17 protein-coding genes, 1 tRNA gene and 1 rRNA gene are annotated in these 24,872 nt (G+C 43.8%); 18 read left to right on the forward strand and 1 reads right to left on the reverse strand.

Translation table 11 applies throughout. From position 1 onward, the window contains the following. Positions 1–51: 51 nt before the first annotated feature. The 9 genes from J1C77_RS02345 to sufB all read left to right on the forward strand — a co-directional run bounded on the left by J1C77_RS02345 (position 52) and on the right by sufB (position 10,305). Positions 52–1,947 carry a DUF2207 domain-containing protein gene (locus tag J1C77_RS02345; RefSeq protein WP_002922242.1) on the forward strand — a complete coding sequence of 632 codons (1,896 nt, stop codon included), beginning with the start codon at positions 52–54 and terminating at the stop codon, positions 1,945–1,947. Between the two features lie 139 nt (positions 1,948–2,086). Continuing rightward, a complete protein-coding gene (locus tag J1C77_RS02350; RefSeq protein WP_002922240.1) occupies positions 2,087–2,929 on the forward strand; it encodes an undecaprenyl-diphosphate phosphatase in 843 nt (280 codons plus the stop codon). Between the two features lie 175 nt (positions 2,930–3,104). Then, on the forward strand, positions 3,105–3,857 hold the full coding sequence (mecA, locus tag J1C77_RS02355; RefSeq protein WP_002922238.1) for an adaptor protein MecA: 753 nt from the start codon (positions 3,105–3,107) through the stop codon (positions 3,855–3,857). Continuing rightward, positions 3,848–5,014, forward strand: coding sequence for a glycosyltransferase family 4 protein (locus J1C77_RS02360; RefSeq protein ID WP_002893637.1), 1,167 nt, complete (start codon positions 3,848–3,850; stop codon positions 5,012–5,014). The genes mecA and J1C77_RS02360 overlap by 10 nt, the downstream gene beginning before the upstream one ends. Before the next feature lie 89 nt (positions 5,015–5,103). Beyond that, positions 5,104–5,874 carry a Fe-S cluster assembly ATPase SufC gene (gene sufC, locus J1C77_RS02365; RefSeq protein WP_002922237.1) on the forward strand — a complete coding sequence of 257 codons (771 nt, stop codon included), beginning with the start codon at positions 5,104–5,106 and terminating at the stop codon, positions 5,872–5,874. 41 nt (positions 5,875–5,915) lie between these two features. Further along, positions 5,916–7,178, forward strand: coding sequence for a Fe-S cluster assembly protein SufD (sufD, locus tag J1C77_RS02370; RefSeq protein ID WP_002922236.1), 1,263 nt, complete (start codon positions 5,916–5,918; stop codon positions 7,176–7,178). A 40-nt stretch (positions 7,179–7,218) separates the two neighbouring features. Beyond that, positions 7,219–8,451: a cysteine desulfurase gene (locus J1C77_RS02375; RefSeq protein ID WP_002922235.1), complete on the forward strand. Its 1,233-nt coding sequence runs from the start codon at positions 7,219–7,221 to the stop codon at positions 8,449–8,451. Beyond that, positions 8,438–8,875, forward strand: coding sequence for a Fe-S cluster assembly sulfur transfer protein SufU (gene sufU / locus J1C77_RS02380; protein WP_002905277.1), 438 nt, complete (start codon positions 8,438–8,440; stop codon positions 8,873–8,875). The genes J1C77_RS02375 and sufU overlap by 14 nt, the downstream gene beginning before the upstream one ends. Before the next feature lie 17 nt (positions 8,876–8,892). Then, the gene (gene sufB, locus J1C77_RS02385; RefSeq protein WP_002922234.1) at positions 8,893–10,305 is read left to right on the forward strand and encodes a Fe-S cluster assembly protein SufB; all 1,413 of its coding nucleotides are present in this window, start codon (positions 8,893–8,895) and stop codon (positions 10,303–10,305) included. A 123-nt stretch (positions 10,306–10,428) separates the two neighbouring features. Here sufB and pbp3 read toward each other — a convergent pair whose 3' ends face one another. Continuing rightward, positions 10,429–11,697: a D-alanyl-D-alanine carboxypeptidase PBP3 gene (gene pbp3, locus J1C77_RS02390; RefSeq protein ID WP_002922233.1), complete on the reverse strand. Its 1,269-nt coding sequence runs from the start codon at positions 11,695–11,697 to the stop codon at positions 10,429–10,431. Between the two features lie 293 nt (positions 11,698–11,990). Here pbp3 and J1C77_RS02395 point away from each other — a divergent pair, with 293 nt between their 5' ends. The 9 genes from J1C77_RS02395 (at position 11,991) to J1C77_RS02435 (ending at position 24,800) form a co-directional block, all read left to right on the forward strand. Then, a complete protein-coding gene (locus J1C77_RS02395) occupies positions 11,991–13,946 on the forward strand; it encodes a peptide ABC transporter substrate-binding protein (protein WP_042762998.1) in 1,956 nt (651 codons plus the stop codon). Between the two features lie 176 nt (positions 13,947–14,122). Next, entirely contained in the window at positions 14,123–16,093 is a 1,971-nt protein-coding gene (locus J1C77_RS02400; protein WP_002922231.1) for a peptide ABC transporter substrate-binding protein, read from the forward strand. A 232-nt stretch (positions 16,094–16,325) separates the two neighbouring features. Continuing rightward, a complete protein-coding gene (locus tag J1C77_RS02405) occupies positions 16,326–18,311 on the forward strand; it encodes a peptide ABC transporter substrate-binding protein (RefSeq protein ID WP_002922229.1) in 1,986 nt (661 codons plus the stop codon). A 64-nt stretch (positions 18,312–18,375) separates the two neighbouring features. After that, positions 18,376–19,872, forward strand: a complete 1,497-nt coding sequence (locus tag J1C77_RS02410) for an ABC transporter permease (RefSeq protein ID WP_002911777.1) — start codon at positions 18,376–18,378, stop codon at positions 19,870–19,872. Continuing rightward, a complete protein-coding gene (gene oppC, locus J1C77_RS02415) occupies positions 19,872–20,798 on the forward strand; it encodes an oligopeptide ABC transporter permease OppC (protein ID WP_002898857.1) in 927 nt (308 codons plus the stop codon). The genes J1C77_RS02410 and oppC overlap by 1 nt, the downstream gene beginning before the upstream one ends. Before the next feature lie 8 nt (positions 20,799–20,806). Then, on the forward strand, positions 20,807–21,874 hold the full coding sequence (locus J1C77_RS02420) for an ABC transporter ATP-binding protein (RefSeq protein ID WP_002898856.1): 1,068 nt from the start codon (positions 20,807–20,809) through the stop codon (positions 21,872–21,874). Between the two features lie 10 nt (positions 21,875–21,884). After that, positions 21,885–22,811, forward strand: a complete 927-nt coding sequence (locus J1C77_RS02425) for an ATP-binding cassette domain-containing protein (RefSeq protein WP_002922228.1) — start codon at positions 21,885–21,887, stop codon at positions 22,809–22,811. Positions 22,812–23,115: 304 nt separating this feature from the next. Beyond that, positions 23,116–24,663: ribosomal RNA gene (locus J1C77_RS02430) — 16S ribosomal RNA — on the forward strand. A 64-nt stretch (positions 24,664–24,727) separates the two neighbouring features. Beyond that, positions 24,728–24,800, forward strand: a tRNA-Ala gene (locus J1C77_RS02435). The last annotated feature ends 72 nt before the right edge of the window (positions 24,801–24,872 follow it).

Below are 24,872 nucleotides of genomic sequence, written 5' to 3' on the forward strand. Positions count from 1 at the left end.
CTTGATAAAAATGATATAATAGAACAAAATATCTGTAAAGAGAGGTTGAGTATGAAACGATATTTTTATCTCCTGTTAGTTTTATTTTCCTGCCTTTGTTTTGGTCGGGTTGTCTCGGCTGTTGACTATGATATTGAATCCTATCAAGGCGATCTGGCCTTGCGTGAGGACAATACAGCTACCTACACAGAGAAAGTGACCTACAAGTTTAATGACGACTATAATGGTCAGATTGTTTCGCTGGGCTCTGCTGGAAAGATGCCTAATGGCTTTGCCATTGATGGGAATCCGACGGTCTCGGTTCTGACAAATGGTGAGCCAGATATGGACATTAACCCCCAAGTCAGAGACTTGGGAGATGGCTATGAAGTCAAAATCTATAATTCCGGAAACGACGGTGACAGAGTTGTTGTTACTGTGACTTGGCAGCTGAGAAATCTCCTTTTTCTTCACAAAGATATTGCTGAGCTCAACTGGACTCCTATCAGCGACTGGGACCAGGGGATAGGAGAAGTCGTTTTGACAGTTTCTGGCTTGAGCAATCCAGATAAGAGCGAGCTTTTTGCTCATAGTGGCTACTTTGGAACCCAGCCTTTCGTGGATAAGGATGGCACCGACTATCTGGTCAAACTCAATGGAATTGGCTCGGGCGATAATGTCGAGCTCCACGGCTATTGGGATCGACAAGCGGTCTCTCTTGTGTCCCAGAACGAAGACGAGAGTGACTACTTGCCAACTTTTAAAGCTCAAGAAGAAAAAATTGCCCGCAAGACGATCTTTTACCGGCAGCTAGGAGAAATTTATATACCCTTGCTGCTCCTATGTGCCATCCTTGCAGCGGCTATTCTTTATTTTGTCTTTGCTAAGAAGATCAAGCCTAAGCAGTCTTATCCCCAGAATGCCCGTCTATACGAAGCTCCTCAGGACTTGGCTCCCCTTGTCTTGGCGGAAAATATTTACGCAGTAGACATGGAGGATGTCGATCCGACTAGGGGCGGCAAGGCAGTGCTGAACTTTGAAAACATGGTTCAGGCGACTTTGTTAGACCTGCTGGATAGGGGCAATCTCCTCCTGCAGGGAGATGCTGAAAATCCTGTTCTGCAAATTGCGACTTATGATGGGCTGGCAGACTTTGAGAGACGTTTTCTGGGCATGGCTTTTAACAAGCAATCCCAAGCAAAAGTCAAAGATCTCTTTTCAGCCTATCAAATTTCAGAAGATATTTATAAGCACAAGTCTTCTGCGGATGAGTCCTATATCCGTAACATTGGTAGCAATATCAAGTCCTTATTTACTAACAGTCTGCGCTCCTTATCTAAAGAAGTGCGCTCTGAAGGCAAGCGTTTGGGTCTCTTTGGTCACTACCGGCCTCTGAAAGTTCAGGAAAAGAGATTGCTGATTACTGCCATCATTCTAGCTAGTGCTGTTTTGTTGTTCTCTCTTGGAGTTTTGTTTGTCTATATGGCCGCTTTTGAAAGTCTTATCTGGATATATATTCCCTTAGCACTGGTGGGACTTGTTATGATTTGCATTTTTGCTAGTAAGGCGCAGCTTTATTGGCGAGATGGTGTCCTGAATGACGAAGGCGCGTATGATTACTATCTGTGGAGAAGTTTTTCCAATATGCTGCGAGATATTGCCCATCTGGACAATACAGAAATTGAAGGTATTATCCTTTGGAACCGTCTCTTGGTCTATGCGACCCTCTTTGGCTATGCAGATCGCGTCAGCCGTGTCATGGCTCTGCGTCAGATTCGCTTGCAAAATCCATCTATGGACAGCTATGTTCAGGCTAACTTGCACTATGCCTTCTATAGCAGTATGCACAGTTTCTCAAACTACGGCCATGTAGCGACCACAGCCAGCAATTTCTCTGTCTCTTCTGGCGGAAGTTCAGGTGGTGGGTTCTCCGGTGGCGGAGGCGGTGGAGGCGGTGGAGCTTTCTGATAGATAAGCTCCCTCCTAGCCAGAAAAGTCTTAGTACTGGCTTTTCCTAGCCTTTAAATTGTGATATAATAAGACCTAATACTCTTTGGGAATTTAATTGCGACTTTCCTTGAGTAGACCCTTGTTTCAGGAGTATTCTATGTTTATCATTGAAATTTTTATCTCTATTATTTTCGGTATCATCGAAGGAATCACAGAATGGCTGCCGATTTCTAGTACAGGCCACCTGATTTTGATTCAAGACTTTATCCAGTTTAAGAATCAAAGTCCAGCCTTTATGGAAATGTTTAATGTCGTTATCCAGCTGGGAGCTATTTTGGCGGTTGTCGTTATCTATTTTGACAAGCTCAACCCTTTTAAATCAGGCAAGTCAGCACGTCAGGTTCAAAAGACCTGGCAGCTTTGGGCCAAGGTCGTCGTGGCAGCCTTGCCGGCTGCTGTTATCGGCTTATTCTTGGATGATTGGTTTGAAGCGCATTTTTATAATCTGGTCTCTGTGTCAGTGATGCTGATTGTCTATGGGGCGGCTTTTATCTATCTGGAAAGGCGTGAGCATGAGGAGCCTGCTGTGACAGATTTAGCTTCTCTTCCTTACAAGACTGCCTTGCAAATTGGTCTCTTTCAGGTTCTAGCTCTCTTTCCTGGGACTAGCCGTTCTGGTGCCACCATTGTCGGCGGTCTCCTAAATGGTGTCAGCCGTTCTGTCGTGACAGAGTTCACTTTCTATCTAGGGATTCCCATTATGTTTGGCGCTAGCGGCTGGAAAATTCTCAAGTTTATCAAGAATGGGAATAGTCTAGGATTTGGGCAAATCTTCTTGCTCTTAGTTGCTATGGGGGTTGCCTTCGGTGTCAGTCTAGTCGTGATTCGTTTCTTGACAGACTACGTCAAAAAGCATGACTTTACAATTTTTGGGAAATATCGGATTGGCCTAGGCGGCGTGCTTCTGGTTTATGCAGCAATCAAAGCTTTGATGGGATAAAAGGGGGCGATTTTAATGTTTCCCTGACTCTCTCATGTAGTGAAATAAGAAACTCTCGGAATTTTCTGAGAGCTTTTTCTTGCAACTTCCATTTTCAGAGCTATACTAGCTATTTTTTGAAATACGGGGGATTTTTTAGTATAATAGTAGGACTAGAAGTGTATGAGGTAGAGATATGGAAATGAAACAGATTAGTGATTCGACCATAAAAATCACGATTCAGCTGGAAGATTTGGAAGAGCGTGGCATGGAAATGGCCGATTTCTTGGTTCCTCAAGAAAAGACGGAAGAGTTTTTCTATACTATCTTAGATGAGTTGGAAATGCCGGATAATTTTTTGGACAGCGGTATGCTGAGCTTCCGTGTGACGCCTAAGCCAGATAAGGTGGATGTGTTTGTTACCAAGTCTAAGTTGGATAAGAATCTGAGTTTTGAGGATTTGGCAGATCTGCCAGACATGGATGAGCTGTCTCATATGTCTCCAGATGAATTCCTCAAGACACTGGAAAAGAGCATTTTTGAAAAGAGTAAGGAAGACATAGAAGCAGTCCAATCTTTGGAAACAGCCGAAGCAGAGGAAAGAGAGCAGCTTTCTCAGGAGGCGGCGGATGAGCAGTCGGCAGAAAATGCAGAGCGCTATATATACTATATCCTGCGCTTTGAAGATATTAAGGCTGCTGCGGCCTTTGCTCAGACGGTGGACTATAAGATTGACTTATCAGAACTTTATAAGTATGATTCAGCTTATTATTTGACGATTTTGGTGGACGTTGAGGGCTTCCCAGAGCGCTATCCAGCTTGGCTTTTGGCCAAGATGCGTGAATTCGCAGATGACTCAGATATCACACGGGCAGCGCTGCAGGAGCACGGTCATCTGCTTTTGGTGACAGATGCCGTCTCCGGCCTGCAGAAGGTTGAATGCCTATGATTACTTTTCCGTTAAAGTTTATCTTGGTATTGCTGGGAACTTTTTTTATCGGGGTGATTCTGACGCCCTTGGTTCGGCTCTTAGCCTTTAAGATTGGTGCGGTAGATTATCCCAATGCTCGCCGTATCAATAAAAAGCCCATGCCTAGCAGTGGCGGGTTGGCGATTGTAGCGGCCTTTTCTATCTCTACTCTGCTCTTGATGCCGCAGATTGTTGCTGTAGATTTTTTTGGACAGACCTATTTTGATTATGTTTGGCCGGTCGTTCTAGGTGGTTTGATTATTGCCTTTACAGGGCTGGTCGATGATATCAAAGAGCTGTCGCCCCTGCTGAAAATGGGTGGAATTGTTCTAGCAGCCAGTCTAATCTGGTGGCTGACTGATTTCCGATTGGATGATTTTAAGATTCCTTTTGGCGGACCTTTCCTGCATTTTGAGCCGTGGCTGTCCTATATTTTGACAGTGGTGTGGATTATTTCTATTACCAATGCGGTTAATTTAATTGACGGTTTGGATGGTCTGGTGAGTGGGGTGTCCATCATCTCCTTGGTGACGATGGGGATTGTTTCTTACTTCTTTTTGCCCCAGCACAATCTCTTTCTGACCTTGACTATTTTCGTCTTGGTCTTGTCAATTGCAGGTTTTTTCCCTTACAATTACCACCCAGCTATTATCTATCTTGGTGATACGGGGGCCCTCTTTATCGGCTTTATGATTGCTGTCTTGTCCTTGCAAGGGCTGAAAAATGCGACGGCTGTTGCGGTGGTGACGCCTATGATTATCTTAGGAGTGCCGATTACGGATACTTTTCTGGCGATTATCCGCCGTACTCTATCTGGTCAGAAATTCTACACGCCTGACAAGCACCATCTCCATCACAGGCTCTTGTCCTTGGGATTGACTCACCGGGGAACAGTGCTGGTTATCTATGGGATTTCGCTGGTCTTTGCCATGATTTCTCTCTTGTTGAATGTTTCCAGTCGAATTGGTGGCGTGCTCTTGATGATAGGCTTACTTCTGGGTGTTGAGCTCTTTGCTGAGCTGGTCGGAGTTTTGGGGCCTAATCGTACTCCTTTGCTCAATATTCTCCGCTTTATTGGGAACTCCTCCTACCGTGAGGAAGTTCGGCGGAAATGGCGTCAAAAGAGGAATAAATAAGAATAGCTCTAAACAAAATAAAAGCCTTTTGGGCTTTTTTTTGGTATACTAAAGTATGTAAATCAGCTAAGCAAAGAAAGGAAAAAGAAATGTCTATCTTAGAAATCAAAGATCTTCATGTCGAAATCGAAGGAAAAAAAATTCTCAAAGGGGTGAATCTCACTCTGAAAACAGGAGAGGTTGCAGCCATCATGGGCCCAAATGGAACAGGGAAGTCCACCTTGTCTGCAGCAATTATGGGCAATCCTAACTACGAAGTGACTCAAGGAGAAGTGCTTTTTGATGGAGTCAATATCTTAGAATTGGAAGTGGATGAGCGTGCTCGCATGGGACTCTTCCTGGCTATGCAGTACCCTAGTGAAATTCCTGGTATTACTAATGCAGAGTTTCTACGTGCAGCTATGAATGCTGGCAAGGAAGAAGAGGAAAAAATCTCTGTCCGCGACTTTATCATGAAGCTGGATGAAAAGATGGAACTGCTCAACATGAAAGAAGAAATGGCTGAGCGTTACCTTAATGAAGGTTTCTCCGGTGGTGAAAAGAAGCGCAATGAAATCCTGCAGTTGCTCATGCTTGAGCCGACTTTTGCACTCTTGGATGAGATTGACTCAGGTCTGGATATCGATGCTCTTAAGGTTGTGTCCAAAGGGGTTAATGCTATGCGCGGTGAAGGCTTTGGTGCTATGATTATCACCCACTACCAACGCCTGCTCAACTATATCACTCCAGATGTGGTTCATGTCATGATGGATGGTAAAGTCGTTCTTTCTGGTGGTCCAGAATTGGCAGTCCGCTTGGAGAAAGAAGGCTATGCTAAATTGGCTGAAGAGTTGGGCTTCACCTATACCGAAGAAGCCTAGTCAAACATTCTTTTGACTTTGATAAAAGATAGGAGAATGACATGACTAAAGAATTGATTCAAGAATTTTCACAGCTACATGCAGAGCCAGATTGGCTCTTTCAACTGCGCCAGCAGGCCTTTGATAAGATTGACCAGTTAGAATTGCCGCGTATTGAGCGGGTTAAATTTCACCGTTGGAATCTGGGTGACGGCCGTATTTCAGAGAGTGAGCCGCTGACAAGTGTTCCAGACTTTACAGCCCTAGATGACAATCTCAAGCTTGTTCAGTTGGGAACTCATACTGTTCTGGAGCAATTGCCGGCTGATTTGGCAGCACAAGGTGTGATCTTCACAGATTTCCACACAGCTTTGGAAGAGATTCCAGAGCTGGTAGAGAAGCATTTTATGTCCGCAGTCAAGTATGACGAGGACAAATTAGCGGCTTACCATACGGCCTATTTCAACAGCGGAGCAGTTCTTTATGTGCCGGACAATGTTGAGATTGACCAGCCGATTGAAGGGATTTTTTATCAGGACAGCGAAAGCGATGTTCCTTTTAACAAGCATATTTTGATTATCGCAGGCAAGCATTCCAAAGTTAACTACTTGGAACGCTTGGAAACTTACGGCGAGGGCTCTGTTCCAGTAACAGCCAATATCACTGTCGAAGTTATTGCTCAGGCTGGAGCTCAGATTAAGTTTTCAGCTATTGATCGCTTGGGCGAAAATGTAACGGCTTATATCAGCCGTCGTGGCAAGCTGGATAATGATGCCATGATTGACTGGGCTATCGGCGTTATGAACGAAGGCAATGTCGTGGCTGACTTCGATAGTGACCTCTATGGCAAGGGTAGCCATGCGGATATGAAGGTGGTAGCTCTCTCAAGCGGTAAGCAGGTTCAAGGGATTGACACCCGCGTAACTAACTATGGCTGCAACTCTATCGGAAATATCCTGCAGCACGGGGTCATCCTAGAAAAAGGAACCCTGACCTTCAATGGTATCGGTCATATTATCAAAGGGGCTAAGGGAGCAGACGCCCAGCAGGAAAGTCGGGTTCTTATGCTGTCTGATCAAGCGCGCTCAGATGCTAATCCAATCCTCTTGATTGATGAAAACGATGTGACAGCTGGTCACGCAGCTTCTATCGGTCAGGTAGATCCAGAGGATATGTATTACCTCATGAGTCGGGGGCTTGATAAGGCGACGGCTGAACGCTTGGTCGTGCGCGGCTTCTTGGGCTCAGTGATTGTGGAAATCCCTGTTAAGGAAGTCCGTGATGAAATGATTGAAAATATCGATATTATTCTCGCAAAAAGATAAAAAGCTGGGCCTTGTCCCGTATAAGTAGATAGGAGTCTTCATGTCCATGTTTAATGCAGAAGCAATCAAGCAAGATTTTCCCATTTTGGACCAAATTGTCAATGATGAGCCTTTGGTTTATTTGGACAATGCGGCGACAACCCAGAAACCCAAGCAGGTGCTGGCGGCTATCGAGAACTACTATCTTAGAGACAATGCTAATGTCCACCGCGGTGTGCATACGCTAGCTGAGCGGGCGACAGCAGCCTATGAAGCATCCCGAGAAAGAGTTCGTGCTTTTATCAATGCGGCTTCTAGCAGAGAGGTTCTCTTTACACGAGGAACTACGACGGGCCTTAACTGGGTGGCTCAGTTTGCGGCTGAAAGGCTGCAGCCTGGTGATGAAGTGATGATTTCGATCATGGAGCACCATTCTAATGTCATTCCCTGGCAGGAAGCTTGTAGGAAGACTGAAGCCAAGTTAGTCTATGTCTATCTCAAAGACGGTGCTCTGGATATGGGAGATTTCCGTGCCAAGCTCAATGAGCGGACCAAGTTTGTCTCTCTGGCTCATGCTTCTAATGTCCTCGGTGTCATCAATCCCATCAAGGATATTGCCCAGCTGGTTCATCAGCAAGGAGCGCTTTTGGTGGTGGATGGGGCTCAATCCATTCCGCACATGAAGATTGATGTGCAGGATTTGGATGCGGACTTCTTCGCCTTTTCGGGACATAAGATGGCAGGCCCAACTGGCATCGGGGTTCTCTATGGCAAGGAAGAATTGCTAGAGCAGATGTCACCAGTCGAGTTCGGTGGCGAAATGATTGATTTTGTCTATGAACAGGAGGCGACATGGAAGGAATTGCCTTGGAAGTTTGAGGCCGGCACTCCGAATATGGCAGGAGCAATCGGTCTTGCGGCGGCCATTGATTATTTGGAAGACTTGGGTATGGATGCTATTGCCCAGCATGAGCAGGACCTGATTGCCTACGTATTTCCTAAGCTACAGGCAGTGGAAGGTTTGACCATTTATGGCTCTCAGGATTTGGCCCAGCGCTCAGGCGTGATTGCCTTTAACCTGGATGGTCTCCATCCGCATGATGTCGCGACGGCTCTGGACTACGAAGGAGTGGCTGTTCGGGCGGGTCACCATTGTGCCCAGCCCCTGCTCACCTATCTGCAGGTGCCAGCGACTGTGCGGGCTAGCTTTTATATCTACAATACCTATGCGGATTGTGACAAGCTGGTAGATGCTTTAGAAAAGACAAAGGAGTTTTTCAATGGCGCTTTCTAAGTTAGACAGTCTTTACAAGGCGGTTGTGACTGACCACTCGGGTCACCCCCATCACCATGGGAAACTGGAAGATGTGGAGCAGGTAGTCCTCAATAACCCGACTTGTGGCGATGTTATCAGCCTGTCTGTGAAGTTTAATGCTGAAAATCAGATTGAGGATATTGCCTTTGTGAATTCCGGCTGTACCATTTCAACGGCTTCGGCCAGCATGATGACAGATGCGGTTCTGGGCAAGACAAAAGAGCAGGCGCTGGAATTAGCAGAAGTTTTCTCGCAGATGGTTCAGGGTCAAGAAGACAGTCGCCAGAAAGAATTGGGAGATGGCGCCTTTTTAGCAGGCGTTGCCAAATTCCCGCAGCGGATTAAGTGTGCGACCTTGGGTTGGAATGCCCTCAAGCGAGCGATTGAAGAAGATAAAAAGTAAGAATGTGAAAGGAAATTATGTCAGAAGAAAGAGTAGAACCAAAACCGATTGATCTCGGTGAGTACAAGTTTGGTTTCCATGACGATGTTGAACCTGTTCTCTCGACAGGGAAAGGGCTGAATGAAGCGGTCATTCGTGAGCTTTCTGCAGCCAAGAATGAACCAGAGTGGATGCTGGATTTCCGCCTCAAATCCTACGAGGCTTTCAAGAAGATGCCTATGCAGACTTGGGGGCCGGATTTGTCAGAAATTAATTTTGACGACTTGATTTATTACCAAAAGGCCTCTGATAAGCCTGCTAGAAGCTGGGATGAAGTGCCTGAGAAGATCAAGGAAACCTTTGAGAAGATTGGGATCCCAGAAGCAGAGCGAGCATACCTGGCTGGTGCGGCGGCCCAGTATGAATCAGAAGTGGTCTACCACAATATGAAGGAAGAGTTCCAAAAGCTTGGGATTGTCTTTACGGATACCGACTCAGCTCTCAAGGAATATCCAGAGCTCTTCAAGCAGTATTTTGCTAAGCTGGTCCCTCCAACAGATAACAAGCTAGCAGCTCTAAACTCCGCCGTCTGGTCTGGTGGTACCTTCATCTATGTGCCAAAAGGTGTCAAGGTAGATGTTCCCTTGCAGACTTATTTCCGGATTAACAATGAAAATTCTGGTCAGTTTGAGCGGACACTGATTATCGTTGATGAGGGCGCTAGCGTCCATTATGTTGAGGGATGTACTGCTCCGACTTATTCTAGCAATAGCTTGCATGCTGCGATTGTTGAAATTTTTGCCCTCGATGGTGCCTATATGCGCTACACCACTATTCAAAACTGGTCAGATAATGTCTACAACCTCGTGACCAAGCGGGCGCGGGCCATGAAAGATGCAACGGTTGAGTGGATTGATGGAAACCTTGGTGCGAAAACAACTATGAAGTATCCGTCTGTCTATCTGGATGGGCCTGGGGCGCGTGGAACCATGCTTTCCATTGCCTTTGCCAATACCAATCAGCACCAAGATACAGGGGCTAAGATGATTCACAATGCTCCGCATACCAGCTCATCTATCGTGTCTAAGTCCATTGCTAAGGGCGGAGGTAAAGTGGATTACCGTGGTCAAGTGACCTTTGGAAAGAATTCACAGAAATCCGTCAGCCATATTGAGTGCGATACGATTATCATGGATGATATTTCGGCGTCAGATACCATTCCCTTTAATGAAATTCATAACTCTCAAGTAGCTTTAGAGCATGAGGCCAAGGTTTCTAAGATTTCAGAAGAACAACTCTACTATCTCATGAGCCGTGGCTTGTCTGAATCCGAAGCAACTGAAATGATTGTCATGGGCTTTGTCGAGCCTTTCACCAAAGAACTGCCTATGGAGTATGCTGTTGAGCTGAACCGCTTGATCAGCTATGAAATGGAAGGATCAGTTGGATAAAATTTTAAATCACTGCTTGAAGAACCGCATTGCGAGTTAATATTCAAAGAAGTTTACTAGTTCTAGTCCAACATTTACAAAACATACAAAACAACCGCGAATCATTTGATTCGCGGCTTTTCTTTATAGTTTCTCGTTGACATAGCGGACGAAGTCATTCCACCAGACCTTGAAGAAAATGCTTTTTTCCACTTCTTGGCCGGCCACCATCGTGACAGAAGGTGCTTTGTTTTCCAGATAACCTTGGCCGATTGGCTCAGGGTCGGTATAGGTCAAGGTTCCGAGCTCAGTATTTTTTTTCAGCGGAGCTTGGAAGCCTTTTTCGTTGGTGGAAAATTCCACCTTGTGCTCAGCCTGATTGGCGATGCGCTCAATGATGGTGAAATCCTTGCTGGCAACGGCTGGCACGGTCTTTTGCTTGCCGTCAATAACGGTTGACTTGCTTTTATTGTAAGCTTCCCCCTCAGCCACAATAGTCGTCTGGGTGAAGTTTTGCGAAACATAGTTCATCAAAGATGCTGTGGCTACAAAGCGTGCGTAGGGGTCGCCATCAGTTTGCTCAACGTCCAGCACAACAGTAATCATGCGGATGCCATTCTCAGTAGTCGTCGCAACAAAGGAAGAGCCTCCCTTATCCGAACTGCCGGCTTTGAGTCCGTCTACACCTGAGCGGAAGTTGGACTGGTTTTCCAGCATGAAGTTATAATTTTCCAGACTCGTCCCCGCGATTTTGGCTGTAGACTTGGACGTGATGTCTGTCACTTGAGGGAAGTCCATAATCAGATGCCGGCTGATAACAGCCAAGTCGTAGGCGCTGAATTTGTTTTCAGTGTCCTTGCTTTTTTTAGATGTGCTAGCTGAGGCGCTATACTCTGTTTCTTCAGTTGCGTATTCCAGAAGAAGAGTATTCAGCCCTGTGGAGTTCACAATAGTAGCATCTTTGATACCCCATTCTTTGAGCTTGGCCTTCATCATTTGGACGAAATTTTCTTCGCTGCCCCCAACCTTCTCAGCCAAGGCAATCGTGGCACTGTTGGAGCTGGACATCAAGGAAGCGGCAATCAAGTCTTTGACTTTGTAACGTTTGGCTTCCAAAGGGACATTACTGATATTTGGATTAGCTGTCAAATTGTAGGCGTAGTCTGAAATATCAACATAAGTATCGGCAGTCAGGTCTCCTCTGTCAATGGCTTCATAGACCAGATAGACGGTCAAAAGATTGGTGATAGAGCCGACCTCGATTGGAGTATTAGCATCTTTTTCGTAGAGAATCTTTCCAGAAGTAGCGTCCACAGCCATTGCACTCTTAGCGGCAATGTTGAAATCATCTGCTGCAACCTTGCTGGCGGTCATTCCGACCAGAACTAGTAAACATAGGAATAATCGTTTCATTTCTTTCCCCTAAAACAAGATATAACCATTGTATCATAAAATTCTCTTTTCTTTTACAAATCAAGGATAATAAAAGATTACAAGATAAATGTAAAGAAAAGTAGAGTAATCCCCTTAAAGAGATTTTTTATAAAAACATCTTTCAAAAAAATCTCACAAAATAGAAAAATATTTGAAATAATACAGATATACAAGCTGAAAAATAGAAAATTATTATTTTTCTACATAAAGCATTTGTTTTTATAAAAAAATATTGTATAATAATACAATATAAATTGAGAAGGAGAATGCTCATGAAAAAATCTAAATGGTTGGCCATTACTGGACTGACAGTCGTGTCAACACTGATTTTAGCTGCTTGTGGAAGCTCCAGTGCCAGCAATACATACTCTTATGTTTATATTGCTGATCCTGATACCTTGGACTATGTAAACTCCAATCGGGGAACGACTTCTGATGTGGCTTCAAATCTGGTTGATGGTCTTTTGGAAAATGACAAGTATGGTAATCTGGTTCCATCTATTGCGGAAGACTGGACGGTTTCAAAGGATGGTCTGACCTATACCTATAAGCTTCGTAAAGATGCTAAATGGTACACTTCAGATGGAGAGGAATATGAAAGTGTCAAAGCCCAGGACTTTGTCACTGGTTTGAAGCATGCGGCAGATGAAAAATCAGAAGCTCTTCCAATTGTTCAAAGCTCTATCAAAGGCTTGGATGCCTATGTCAAGGGTGAGTCAAATGACTTTTCAACGGTTGGCGTCAAGGCTGTCGATGACTATACGGTCGAGTACACTCTTAACCAGCCAGAAAGTTATTGGAATTCTAAGACGACTATGGGGATTCTCTTTCCGATTAACAAAGAATTCTTGGAATCAAAAGGAAAAGATTTTGGTACTGTAAAACCTTCTTCCATTCTTTATAATGGTCCTTATATTCTGAAGGCTTTTACTTCTAAGTCTGTCATTGAATATGCTAAAAACCAGAACTACTGGGATAAGGACAATGTCAAGGTTGAAAATATAAAACTGACTTATTTTGATGGTTCAGATCAGGAATCCTTGATCCGCAACTTCTCAGACGGAGCCTATTCTCAAGCACGGCTTTATCCGACAAGTTCTAACTACGCTTCTGTTGAAAAGCAGTACAAAGATAATATTATCTACACACCACAGAACTCAACTAGCTATTTCTTTAGCTTCAATCTGAATCGTAAGACTTATAATCATTCGTCTAAGACATCAGATGCTCAAAAGGCATCAACTACAGCTGCTATTCAAAATAAAGACTTCCGTCAGGCGATTAACTTTGCCTTTGACCGGACATCTTTTGGAGCTCAGATGAATGGTAAAGATGGAGCGACTAAACTCATCCGTAGCTTGCTTGTTCCTCCTAGCTTTGTGCAGGTGGACGGTAAGGACTTCTCTGATGTAGTAGAGAGCCAACTTTCATCTTATGGAGATGAGTGGAATGGCATTAAGCTGGCGGATGCTCAGGATAGTATCTACAATGCTGATAAAGCCAAGGCGGAATTTGCCAAGGCAAAAGAAACCTTGCAAGCTGAAGGTGTAGAATTCCCAATCCATATTGACGTCTCTGTCGATCAGTCTGACAAGGTTTTGGTACAACGGACGAACTCCTTCAAACAGTCTGTCGAATCAGCGCTTGGCCAAGAAAATGTCGTTATTGATGTTCAGCAAATGTCAACAGATGACTTTGATAATTCTGCCTACTTTGCAGAAACAGCAGCTCAGAAAGACTACGATCTCAACATTTCTGGCTGGTCAGCAGACTACCAAGATCCATCAACTTATCTGAATATCTTTAACCCTGAAACAGGTGATGCTGCAGATAATATTGGTATAGAAAAAGGGAAAAATGCTGATGTGGCAAATAAGGTTGGCTTGAATGAATACAAGGCTTTGCTGGATGAAGCTGATCAAGAAAAACAAGATACAGATGCTCGTTACACCAAGTACGCAGCAGCTCAGGCTTGGTTGACGGATAGCTCCATTGTTATTCCTAGTGTTTCTGGTGGTGGTTCACCAGTCGTTCAGAAGGTTGTGCCATTTACCAAGTCTTACTCTTATGTCGGAATTAAAGGAGATGCCTATGTCTTTAAGAACATGGAGCTCCATAATGATATTGTGACAGCTAAAGACTACGAAGCTGCTCTTAAGAAATGGGAAAAAGAAAAGGAAGCATCCAATAAAAAAGCCCAAGAAGAGCTAGAAAAACATATCAAATAAGATTCTGAACAGCAAAAGTTTGCCCCTTTGCTAGCTGTCTTGAATCAAGTTGTTTAGTTGAGAGAACATTTTTGTTCTCTCTTTTTTTATATCGGCCTTCATCGCATTGAAGCGTTTACATCCTGTCGCAGAAGTGCTATAATGAAAGTAATCTTAATGAAAACTGGAGGAAGTTTATGAAAACATCTAAGTTAGCTGCAGCTGCTGGGCTTGTCATTCTCTCTGCAGGAATTTTGGCTGCCTGTTCGTTTGGCGGCTCCAATTCATCTGGGAAAAACTATAGTTATGTTTATACGGCAGATCCAGATACGCTGGATTACACTGTGTCCAATAAACGGGCAACCAATGAGATTATGGCTAATGTAGTGGATGGTTTGCTGGAAAGTGATAAGTATGGTAACTTAGTGCCTTCTCTAGCAGAAGATTGGACCGTTTCAAAAGATGGTCTGACCTATACTTATAAGCTTCGTAAGGGAGTGAAATGGTATACTTCTGATGGTGAAGAATATGCAGATGTGACTGCTAAGGATTTTGTGACCAGTCTGAAGCATGCTGCAGACAGCAAGGCTGATGGTCTCTATATCGTTCAAAAATCCATTAAAGGCTTGGACGACTATGTTAATGGTAAAATAACTGACTTCTCCCAAGTTGGTGTTAAGGCGGTGGATGATTCTACTGTTCAGTATACTTTGAATCAGCCAGAAAGTTTCTGGAATTCTAAGACAACCATGGGGATTCTTTTCCCAATCAATGAAGAATTTCTGAAATCAAAGGGTGACAAATTTGCTCAGGGGACAGATCCAACCAGTGTTCTCTATAACGGTCCGTTTATCTTGAAATCTATCACCTCGAAATCTCAAATTAGCTTAGAGAAGAATCCTAACTATTGGGATAAGGAAAAGGTGAAAATTGATACTGTCAAATTCTCTTACTATGATGGTCAAGATACAGAATCTCTGGTGCGTGGCTTCTCTGACGGCAATTATACCATCGCTCGTCTTTTCCCAAATAGCTCCAACTTTGCCAGTGTGAAGAAACAGTACGGCGACAATATCGTCTACACTCCTCAAGGTTCAGGAACCTTCGTCGTTACAACTAATATTGACCGTCAGTCTTACGAGCATACCTCCAAGACAACGGATGCACAGAAATCTTCCACTAAGAAAGCACTGCTCAATAAAGATTTCCGTCAGGCTCTGCTTTTTGCCTTTGACCGTACTGCCTATTCTGCACAAACCAATGGCGAAGAGGCAGCAGACAAGCAACTTCGTAATACCTTTGTTCCGCCAACCTTTGTTCAAGCTAATGGCAAAGAGTTCGGCAGCATTGTAGAAGAAAATCTGGCTAGCTACGGTGATGAGTGGAAGGAAGTCAAATTAGACGACGCTCAGGATGGTCTTTATAATCCAGAAAAAGCCAAGGCAGAATTTGCCAAAGCCAAAGAAGCGCTGCAGGCAGAGGGAGTGGAATTCCCAATCCATCTGGATATTCCGGTTAGCTCAGCAGATACCAATGGCGTTAAGAGTGTTCAGTCACTGAAGCAGTCTATCGAAGCTAATCTTGGCTCTGACAATGTGGTGATTGATATTCAGCAGATGACAGATGATGAGTTGAATAACATCACCTACTTTGCGACCTCGGCATCTCAAGAAGACTGGGATTTGAATAATAATCTTGGCTGGAGTCCAGATTATAACGATCCATCTTCTTATCTGGAAATCACTGGCTCTAAGACTGGTGAGAATGTTGACAGCTACTTTGGTTTTGACCCTGGAACAGATAATGCAGCAGCTAAAGAGGCCGGCTTTGAAGAGTATGACAAGCTCTTGGAAGACGCAGCTGCGGAAAACGAGGATATTAACAAACGTTACGAAAAATATGCTGCAGCTCAGGCTTGGCTGACAGACAGTGCTCTGTTGATGCCAGCTTGGTCATCTGGTGCAACACCAAGTGTCCGTAAGGTTGTTCCATTCTCAGGACCATTTGCTTGGACTGGAAACAAGGGTGAATACAGCTTTAAATATGTTGAAATCCAAGATAAACCAATAACGACTAAAGAATATGAGAAAGCTCGTGAAAAATGGGCAAAAGAAAAGGAAGAATCCAACAAAAAAGCTCAAAAAGAACTCGCAGAACATATCAAATAAAGCAAAAAAATCCCATTGTAACAACAGTGGGATTTTTGATGATTTTGAAGGCGGAATGGGCGAGGTTGAGCTTGTCTAGTCCTATATAACCAACATCCGAGAAAACCAATTGCATAAACATCTGAGGGTGTTAGTGAGCTAACTTAATATTCTGAAAATTTATTTTACTTTTAGTACTATCTATGCTATAATCTTAATTAAATCTAAAAATCTAAAAGATGGAGAAACCCATATGAAACAAAGCAAAGTCCTTGCGCTAGCAGGAGTTACTCTTCTTGCAGCTGGCTTTCTTGCGGCTTGCTCTGGCTCTAAGCCAAACACAAAGTCAGGCAGCTCAGACTCTTCTAACACCTTTAATTATATTTACGAGACAGATCCTGAAAACTTGAACTATCTCACTTCAAGTAAGGCTGCTACAACAGACTTGACAGCCAATGTCATTGACGGTCTTTTAGAAAACGACCAATATGGGAACTTGGTTCCTTCAATGGCAGAGGAATGGACTGTATCACCAGATGGAAAAACTTATACTTATAAGCTTCGCAAAGACGCTAAGTGGTATACTTCCGAAGGTGAAGAGTACGCAGATGTGACAGCAGAAGACTTTGTTACAGGTCTTAAGTATGCAGCAGACAATAAATCTGAAACAATCTACTTGGTTCAGGATTCTGTCAAAGGGCTTAAGGACTATATTTCTGGGAAGATTGATTTCTCAGAAGTAGGGATTAAAGCAGTTGATGATCATACCGTTGAATATACTCTTAATGAGCCAGAAAGCTTCTGGAATTCTAAGACGACAATGGGAATTCTCTACCCAGTAAACAAAGACTTTTTGGAAAACAAAGGAGATAAGTTCGCTCAAGCAACCGATCCAACAAGCTTGCTTTATAACGGACCTTTCTTGCTCAAATCATTGACTTCAAAATCGGAAATCCAATTTGAGAAGAATCCTAATTATTGGGACAAAGAAAATGTTCACGTAGATGCAGTGAAACTCTCTTTCTATGATGGACAAGATCAAGGGAAACTAGCTGATCAGTTCAGTCAAGGGGCTCTGACAACAGCTAGACTCTTCCCAACTAGTGCGACTTATGAAAAGGTTGAAAAAGACTTTAAAGATAATATCGTCTATACACCTCAGGATGCCTCAACTTTCTTGGTAGGCACAAACATTGATCGTCAGTCTTACAACCATACTGCTAAGACGTCAGAAGCTCAAAAGACTTCAACTAAGAAAGCCTTGCTTAACAAGGACTTCCGTCAGGCTTTGACCTTTGCTTTCAATCGTGAGTCTTATGCATCTCAGATTAATGGTAAGGACGGAGCAGACAAACTTCTTCGTAACCTTTACATCCCACCTACATTTGTGCAGGCTGGTGACAAGTCCTTCGGTGACCTAGTTAAGGAAAAAGTAGTAACTTATGGCGACGAATGGAAAGATGTTGACTTCTCAGATGGTCAAGATGGTCTCTATAACGAGAACAAAGCCAAGGCTGAATTTGCTAAAGCAAAAGAAGCTTTGAAAGCCGATGGCGTAGAATTCCCAATCCATCTGGACATTCCGGTTGATCAAACAGCTACTTCTAAAGTACAACGTGTTCAATCCCTCAAGCAGTCTATTGAAAAGACCTTAGGAAAAGATAATGTTGTGATTGATGTTCACCAATTGTCTAAAGATGAAGTGACCAACATTACCTTATTTGCACCTTCTGCTGCTGAAGAAGACTGGGATATTTCAGACAATGTCGGCTGGACTCCGGACTATCAAGATCCATCTACTTATCTTGATATCATCAAACCTGGTGGTGAAAATACCAAGACCTTCTTAGGATTTGATGGCACAGATAATGCCGCAGCGAAACAAGTTGGTTTGGATGAATATACCAAGTTGGTGGACGAAGCGGGTGCAGAAAAGCAAGATTTGAACAAGCGCTATGAAAAATATGCGGCAGCTCAGGCTTGGCTAACTGATAGTGCTTTGTTGATTCCGGTAACTTCTAGAACAGGCCGTCCAACCTTGACTAAGGTAGTACCATTCTCAGCACCGTTTGCTTGGTCTGGTGCTAAGGCGCGTGAAGCAGCAAGTTATAAGTACATGAAATTACAGGATGAGACTGTAACGACAAAAGATTATAATAGCGCTCAGGAAAAATGGAATAAAGAACGTGCGGAATCTAATAAAAAAGCTCAAGAAGAATTAGCAGACCACGTGAAATAAGCTTGCTAAGAGAACTTTCTCTAATAGAGGAGAAAGTTCTTTTGGAATTTAAAGGAAACGATAAATGAAAAAATATATTTTTATGCGTATCTTACGCTCAATTGTGTCGATTTTCTTGGTGACGACCCTGACTTATGCCATTATCTATACTATGGTGCCAAGAAGGTTGATTTTCAAGCAGGATCCCAACTATAATAAAATAGCGACCAATAAAGATAAAAAAGCTAACTATGAAAACACCATCTTTGAGCGGATGGGTTACATTGACTATTATGATACCAAGGAACTGCAGGAGAAAGCCAGCAAGGAAGATTCTTCTGTTACCACAGAAGCTACTGAAGCAAACGAGAAGATTTATCAGAAGTATATTGATAAACTTGGTAATGGCTGGAAATTGCAGAAATTCCCACTGAGCGGAGAATTCTATGCTGTACGTGAAGTACCTGTTTATGAACGTGTCTTTGAGTTCTATGCTAATTTGATTCAAATTGACCATCCAAATGTTATTCAAGATGAGGAAAATCCGAACCTAGAGCGTTATATCCGGTTTGAAAATGATCCTTCTGTTGGTTGGTCTCTTGTAGGTTCTGGTACCAAGCATAAGTATCTGCTGTACTTTAACGGTCAGTTCCCATTTGTCCACCAGAACTTTATTACCTTTAATTTAGGGAATTCTTATCCAACCTATGCCAATATCCCTGTTCTGCAGGTTATTACACAGGGACAAGGACAAACTAAGTCTTCTGAAGTTCAATTCCCAACTGGTAAAAAGACATCGTCTGTTAATATTTATTCTCGTACTTACAAGACGCCAAGCAAAGCCGATTCACAGGACATTGCTAAGTTTGGTAAGGGAGATGCCTATACAGCGACTCAAAGCAACTATCAAAATCCATCCATGATTACCAGCTCAGCCATTATCGGTTTGATTGGTGTGGCTCTGTCTTATCTGATTGCTATTCCACTCGGTTCCTACATGGCTCGACTCAAGAATACATGGTTTGATAGCATTTCTACAGCGGGCTTGACCTTTATGATGTCACTGCCAACCATTGCCTTGGTTTACATTGTCCGTTTGGCGGGGTCTGCTGTTGGTCTTCCAGATTCCTTCCCAATCTTGGGTGCGGGAGATTGGCGTTCTTATGTTCTGCCAGCTGTCATTTTAGGGCTTTTGAGTGCTCCTTGGACAGCAGTTTGGATTCGCCGGTATATGATTGACCTGCAGTCTCAGGACTTTGTCCGCTTTGCGCGTGCAAAGGGACTCTCTGAAAAAGAAATTTCTAACAAGCACATCTTTAAAAACGCTATGGTGCCGCTGGTATCTAGTATCCCAGCTTCTATCGTTGGTGTTATTGCAGGTGCGACCTTGACAGAAACAGTCTTTGCTTTCCCTGGTATGGGTAAGATGCTGATTGATTCCGTCAAGGCATCCAATAACTCTATGGTTGTTGGTCTTGTATTCATCTTCACATGTCTGTCTATCTTTGCTCTCTTGCTGGGTGACATTCTGATGACTGTACTGGACCCACGTATTAAGTTAACATCAAAAGGAGGTAAATAATGGCTACAATTGATAAAAGCAAATTCCAATTTGTCAAACGTGACGATTTTGCCTCTGAAACGATTGATGCTCCAGCCTATTCTTACTGGAAATCAGTCATGCGTCAATTTCTGAAAAAGAAATCAACCATTACCATGCTCGGGATTCTGATTGCCATTATTCTTATGAGTTTCATTTATCCTATGTTTTCAAACTTCGACTTTAATGACGTGAGCAAGGTAAATGACTTTAGCATGCGTTATATCAAACCAAGTGCTCAATACTGGTTTGGAACGGATAGTAATGGTAAGTCTCTCTTTGACGGTGTTTGGTTTGGTGCCCGTAACTCTATTCTCATTTCGATTATTGCGACGGTTATTAATCTGGCTATCGGAGTTATCATTGGCGGTATCTGGGGAATTTCCAAAACAGTTGACCGTGTCATGATGGAAATCTACAATATCATTTCAAATATCCCAGCCCTCTTGATTGTCATCGTCTTGACTTACTCTATCGGTGCTGGTTTCTGGAATTTGATTTTTGCCATGACGATTACTGGTTGGGTCGGTATTGCCTACACCATCCGTGTGCAGATTATGCGCTATCGGGATTTGGAATATAACCTTGCCTCTCGTACCCTTGGTACACCGACCCTCAAGATTGTAACGAAGAACATTATGCCGCAGTTGGTATCTGTTATCGTGACCACCACTTCACAAATGTTGCCAAGCTTTATCTCTTACGAAGCCTTTCTGTCCTTCTTTGGATTAGGGCTTCCTGTAACAGTGCCAAGTTTGGGACGCTTGATTTCGGATTATTCACAAAACGTGACGACAAATGCCTACCTCTTTTGGATTCCACTTACAACTCTGATTTTGGTATCCCTTACTTTCTTCGTAGTTGGTCAAAACTTAGCCGACGCCAGCGATCCACGTACACATAGATAGGAGTAAATATGACAAAGAATGAAAATGTAATATTGACTGCTCGCGATATTGTCGTGGAATTCGATGTTCGCGATCGTGTCTTAACCGCCATTCGTGGAGTCTCTCTGGACTTGATTGAAGGCGAAGTTCTGGCTATTGTTGGTGAATCAGGTTCAGGTAAGTCTGTATTGACCAAGACTTTTACTGGTATGTTAGAAGAAAACGGCCGTGTAGCTAAAGGAACCATTGACTACCGCGGCAAAGATTTGACAACTCTTCGTAGTAATAAGGACTGGGAGCCAATTCGCGGTGCAAAAATTGCGACTATCTTCCAAGATCCGATGACGAGCTTGGATCCCATTAATACTATTGGAAGCCAGATTACAGAAGTCATTATCAAGCACCAGGGAAAATCAGCCAAAGAAGCTAAAAAAATGGCCATTGATTACATGAGCAAGGTCGGGATTCCAGATGCGGAAAAACGTTTCGAAGAATATCCTTTCCAATACTCGGGTGGTATGCGTCAGCGGATTGTTATTGCTATTGCTTTGGCTTGCCGTCCTGATATTCTTATCTGTGATGAGCCGACAACGGCCCTCGATGTAACGATTCAAGCGCAGATTATTGACTTGCTCAAATCTTTGCAGCAAGAATATCATTTCACAACCATCTTTATTACGCACGACCTTGGTGTTGTGGCTAGTATTGCAGATAAGGTTGCGGTCATGTATGCCGGTGAAATTGTAGAATACGGTACTGTTGAAGAAATCTTTTACGAGCCAAAACATCCTTACACATGGAGCTTGCTATCCAGCTTGCCTCAGTTGGCAGATGCGAATGGTGCGCTCTACTCGATTCCTGGAACTCCGCCGTCACTTTATTCACCAATTAAAGGGGATGCCTTTGCTTTGCGGTCTGACTATGCCATGTCAATTGACTTTGAAGAAGAAGCACCAGCTTTCAATGTTTCAGATACTCATTGGGCTAAGACTTGGCTGCTGCACGAAGATGCACCTAAGGTTGATAAACCAGAGATCATCGAAAATCTGCATGAAAAAATTCGTTCAAAAATGGGCTTCAATCAATTAGAAGCTTAGGAGGAAGGAAATGACTGAAAAATTAGTTGAAATTAAAGATTTAGAAATTTCCTTCGGCGAAGGAAGTAAGAAATTTGTGGCAGTTAAAAATGCAAATTTCTTCATCAATAAGGGAGAAACTTTCTCTCTTGTAGGAGAGTCAGGCTCTGGTAAGACTACTATTGGTCGAGCTATTATTGGCCTTAATGATACCAGTGCAGGTGATATCTTCTATGAAGGCAAAAAGATTAATGGTAAAAAGTCAAAAGCAGAAGAAGCGGACTTGATTCGCAAGATTCAGATGATTTTCCAAGACCCGGCTGCCAGTCTGAATGAACGTGCAACGGTTGACTATATCATATCTGAGGGTCTCTATAATTACCATTTGTTTGATAGCGAAGAAGATCGTCAAAGAAAAGTCAAAGATATCATCAATGAAGTTGGCTTGTTAGCTGAGCATTTAACTCGCTATCCTCACGAATTCTCTGGTGGACAGCGTCAGCGGATTGGGATTGCTCGTGCTCTGGTCATGCAACCAGACTTCGTAATTGCAGATGAGCCGATTTCTGCCTTGGACGTATCTGTTCGGGCTCAAGTTTTGAATCTTTTGAAAAAATTTCAAAAAGAGCTTGGCTTGACCTATCTGTTTATTGCCCATGACCTTTCGGTAGTTCGTTTTATTTCTGATCGTATCGCCGTGATTTACAAAGGTGTCATTGTAGAAGTGGCAGAGACAGAGGAATTGTTCAACCATCCTGTCCACCCTTATACACAATCCCTGCTCTCAGCTGTTCCAATTCCAGACCCAATCTTGGAGCGTAAAAAAGTGTTGAAGGTCTATGATCCTGAACAGCACGATTATTCTGTTGATAAACCAGAAATGGCAGAGATTCGTCCGGGACACTACGTCTGGGCTAATAAAGCTGAACTCGAAAAGTATAAACAAGAACAAAAATAGAAAAAATGCCCGAAAGGGCATTTTTTCACCTTTAAAAAGAAAGAATGTAGGTCAATTTACTAGCCTCAAAGGTATGTAAAACTATCAACCAATTTAAAAACAATAATTTTTTTAAAAAAATTGGAAAAAGGTATTGACAGGGAGTGTGGTTGGGTGATATACTAATATAGTTGTCGCGAAAGACAAAGCCCTTTGAAAACTGAACAAGACGAACCAAGTGCAGGGTGACATAGAGATATGTAACCTGTCAAAAAAAACGAAAATAAATCTGTCAGTGGACAGTAATGAGTGCGAACTCAAACTTTTTAATGAGAGTTTGATCCTGGCTCAGGACGAACGCTGGCGGCGTGCCTAATACATGCAAGTAGAACGCTGAAGAGAGGAGCTTGCTCTTCTTGGATGAGTTGCGAACGGGTGAGTAACGCGTAGGTAACCTGCCTGGTAGCGGGGGATAACTATTGGAAACGATAGCTAATACCGCATGAAATTGATTATTGCATGATAATTAATTGAAAGATGCAATTGCATCACTACCAGATGGACCTGCGTTGTATTAGCTAGTTGGTGAGGTAACGGCTCACCAAGGCGACGATACATAGCCGACCTGAGAGGGTGATCGGCCACACTGGGACTGAGACACGGCCCAGACTCCTACGGGAGGCAGCAGTAGGGAATCTTCGGCAATGGGGGGAACCCTGACCGAGCAACGCCGCGTGAGTGAAGAAGGTTTTCGGATCGTAAAGCTCTGTTGTAAGAGAAGAACGGGTGTGAGAGTGGAAAGTTCACACTGTGACGGTATCTTACCAGAAAGGGACGGCTAACTACGTGCCAGCAGCCGCGGTAATACGTAGGTCCCGAGCGTTGTCCGGATTTATTGGGCGTAAAGCGAGCGCAGGCGGTTAGATAAGTCTGAAGTTAAAGGCTGTGGCTTAACCATAGTATGCTTTGGAAACTGTTTAACTTGAGTGCAGAAGGGGAGAGTGGAATTCCATGTGTAGCGGTGAAATGCGTAGATATATGGAGGAACACCGGTGGCGAAAGCGGCTCTCTGGTCTGTAACTGACGCTGAGGCTCGAAAGCGTGGGGAGCAAACAGGATTAGATACCCTGGTAGTCCACGCCGTAAACGATGAGTGCTAGGTGTTAGGCCCTTTCCGGGGCTTAGTGCCGCAGCTAACGCATTAAGCACTCCGCCTGGGGAGTACGACCGCAAGGTTGAAACTCAAAGGAATTGACGGGGGCCCGCACAAGCGGTGGAGCATGTGGTTTAATTCGAAGCAACGCGAAGAACCTTACCAGGTCTTGACATCCCTCTGACCGCTCTAGAGATAGAGTTTTCCTTCGGGACAGAGGTGACAGGTGGTGCATGGTTGTCGTCAGCTCGTGTCGTGAGATGTTGGGTTAAGTCCCGCAACGAGCGCAACCCCTATTGTTAGTTGCCATCATTCAGTTGGGCACTCTAGCGAGACTGCCGGTAATAAACCGGAGGAAGGTGGGGATGACGTCAAATCATCATGCCCCTTATGACCTGGGCTACACACGTGCTACAATGGCTGGTACAACGAGTCGCAAGCCGGTGACGGCAAGCTAATCTCTGAAAGCCAGTCTCAGTTCGGATTGTAGGCTGCAACTCGCCTACATGAAGTCGGAATCGCTAGTAATCGCGGATCAGCACGCCGCGGTGAATACGTTCCCGGGCCTTGTACACACCGCCCGTCACACCACGAGAGTTTGTAACACCCGAAGTCGGTGAGGTAACCGTAAGGAGCCAGCCGCCTAAGGTGGGATAGATGATTGGGGTGAAGTCGTAACAAGGTAGCCGTATCGGAAGGTGCGGCTGGATCACCTCCTTTCTAAGGAGTCCGTAAGGACACACGGAATGCACTTGAGTCTTGTTTAGTTTTGAGAGGGCTATGTGGGGCCTTAGCTCAGCTGGGAGAGCGCCTGCTTTGCACGCAGGAGGTCAGCGGTTCGATCCCGCTAGGCTCCATTATCTAGTTTGACTAGATAAAGAACTTGTCCATTGAAAATTGAATACCGATATCAAATAGTAACAAGAAAA

The sequence above is a fragment of the Streptococcus sanguinis genome (assembly GCF_050223295.1).
Lineage (GTDB): Bacteria > Bacillota > Bacilli > Lactobacillales > Streptococcaceae > Streptococcus > Streptococcus sanguinis_X.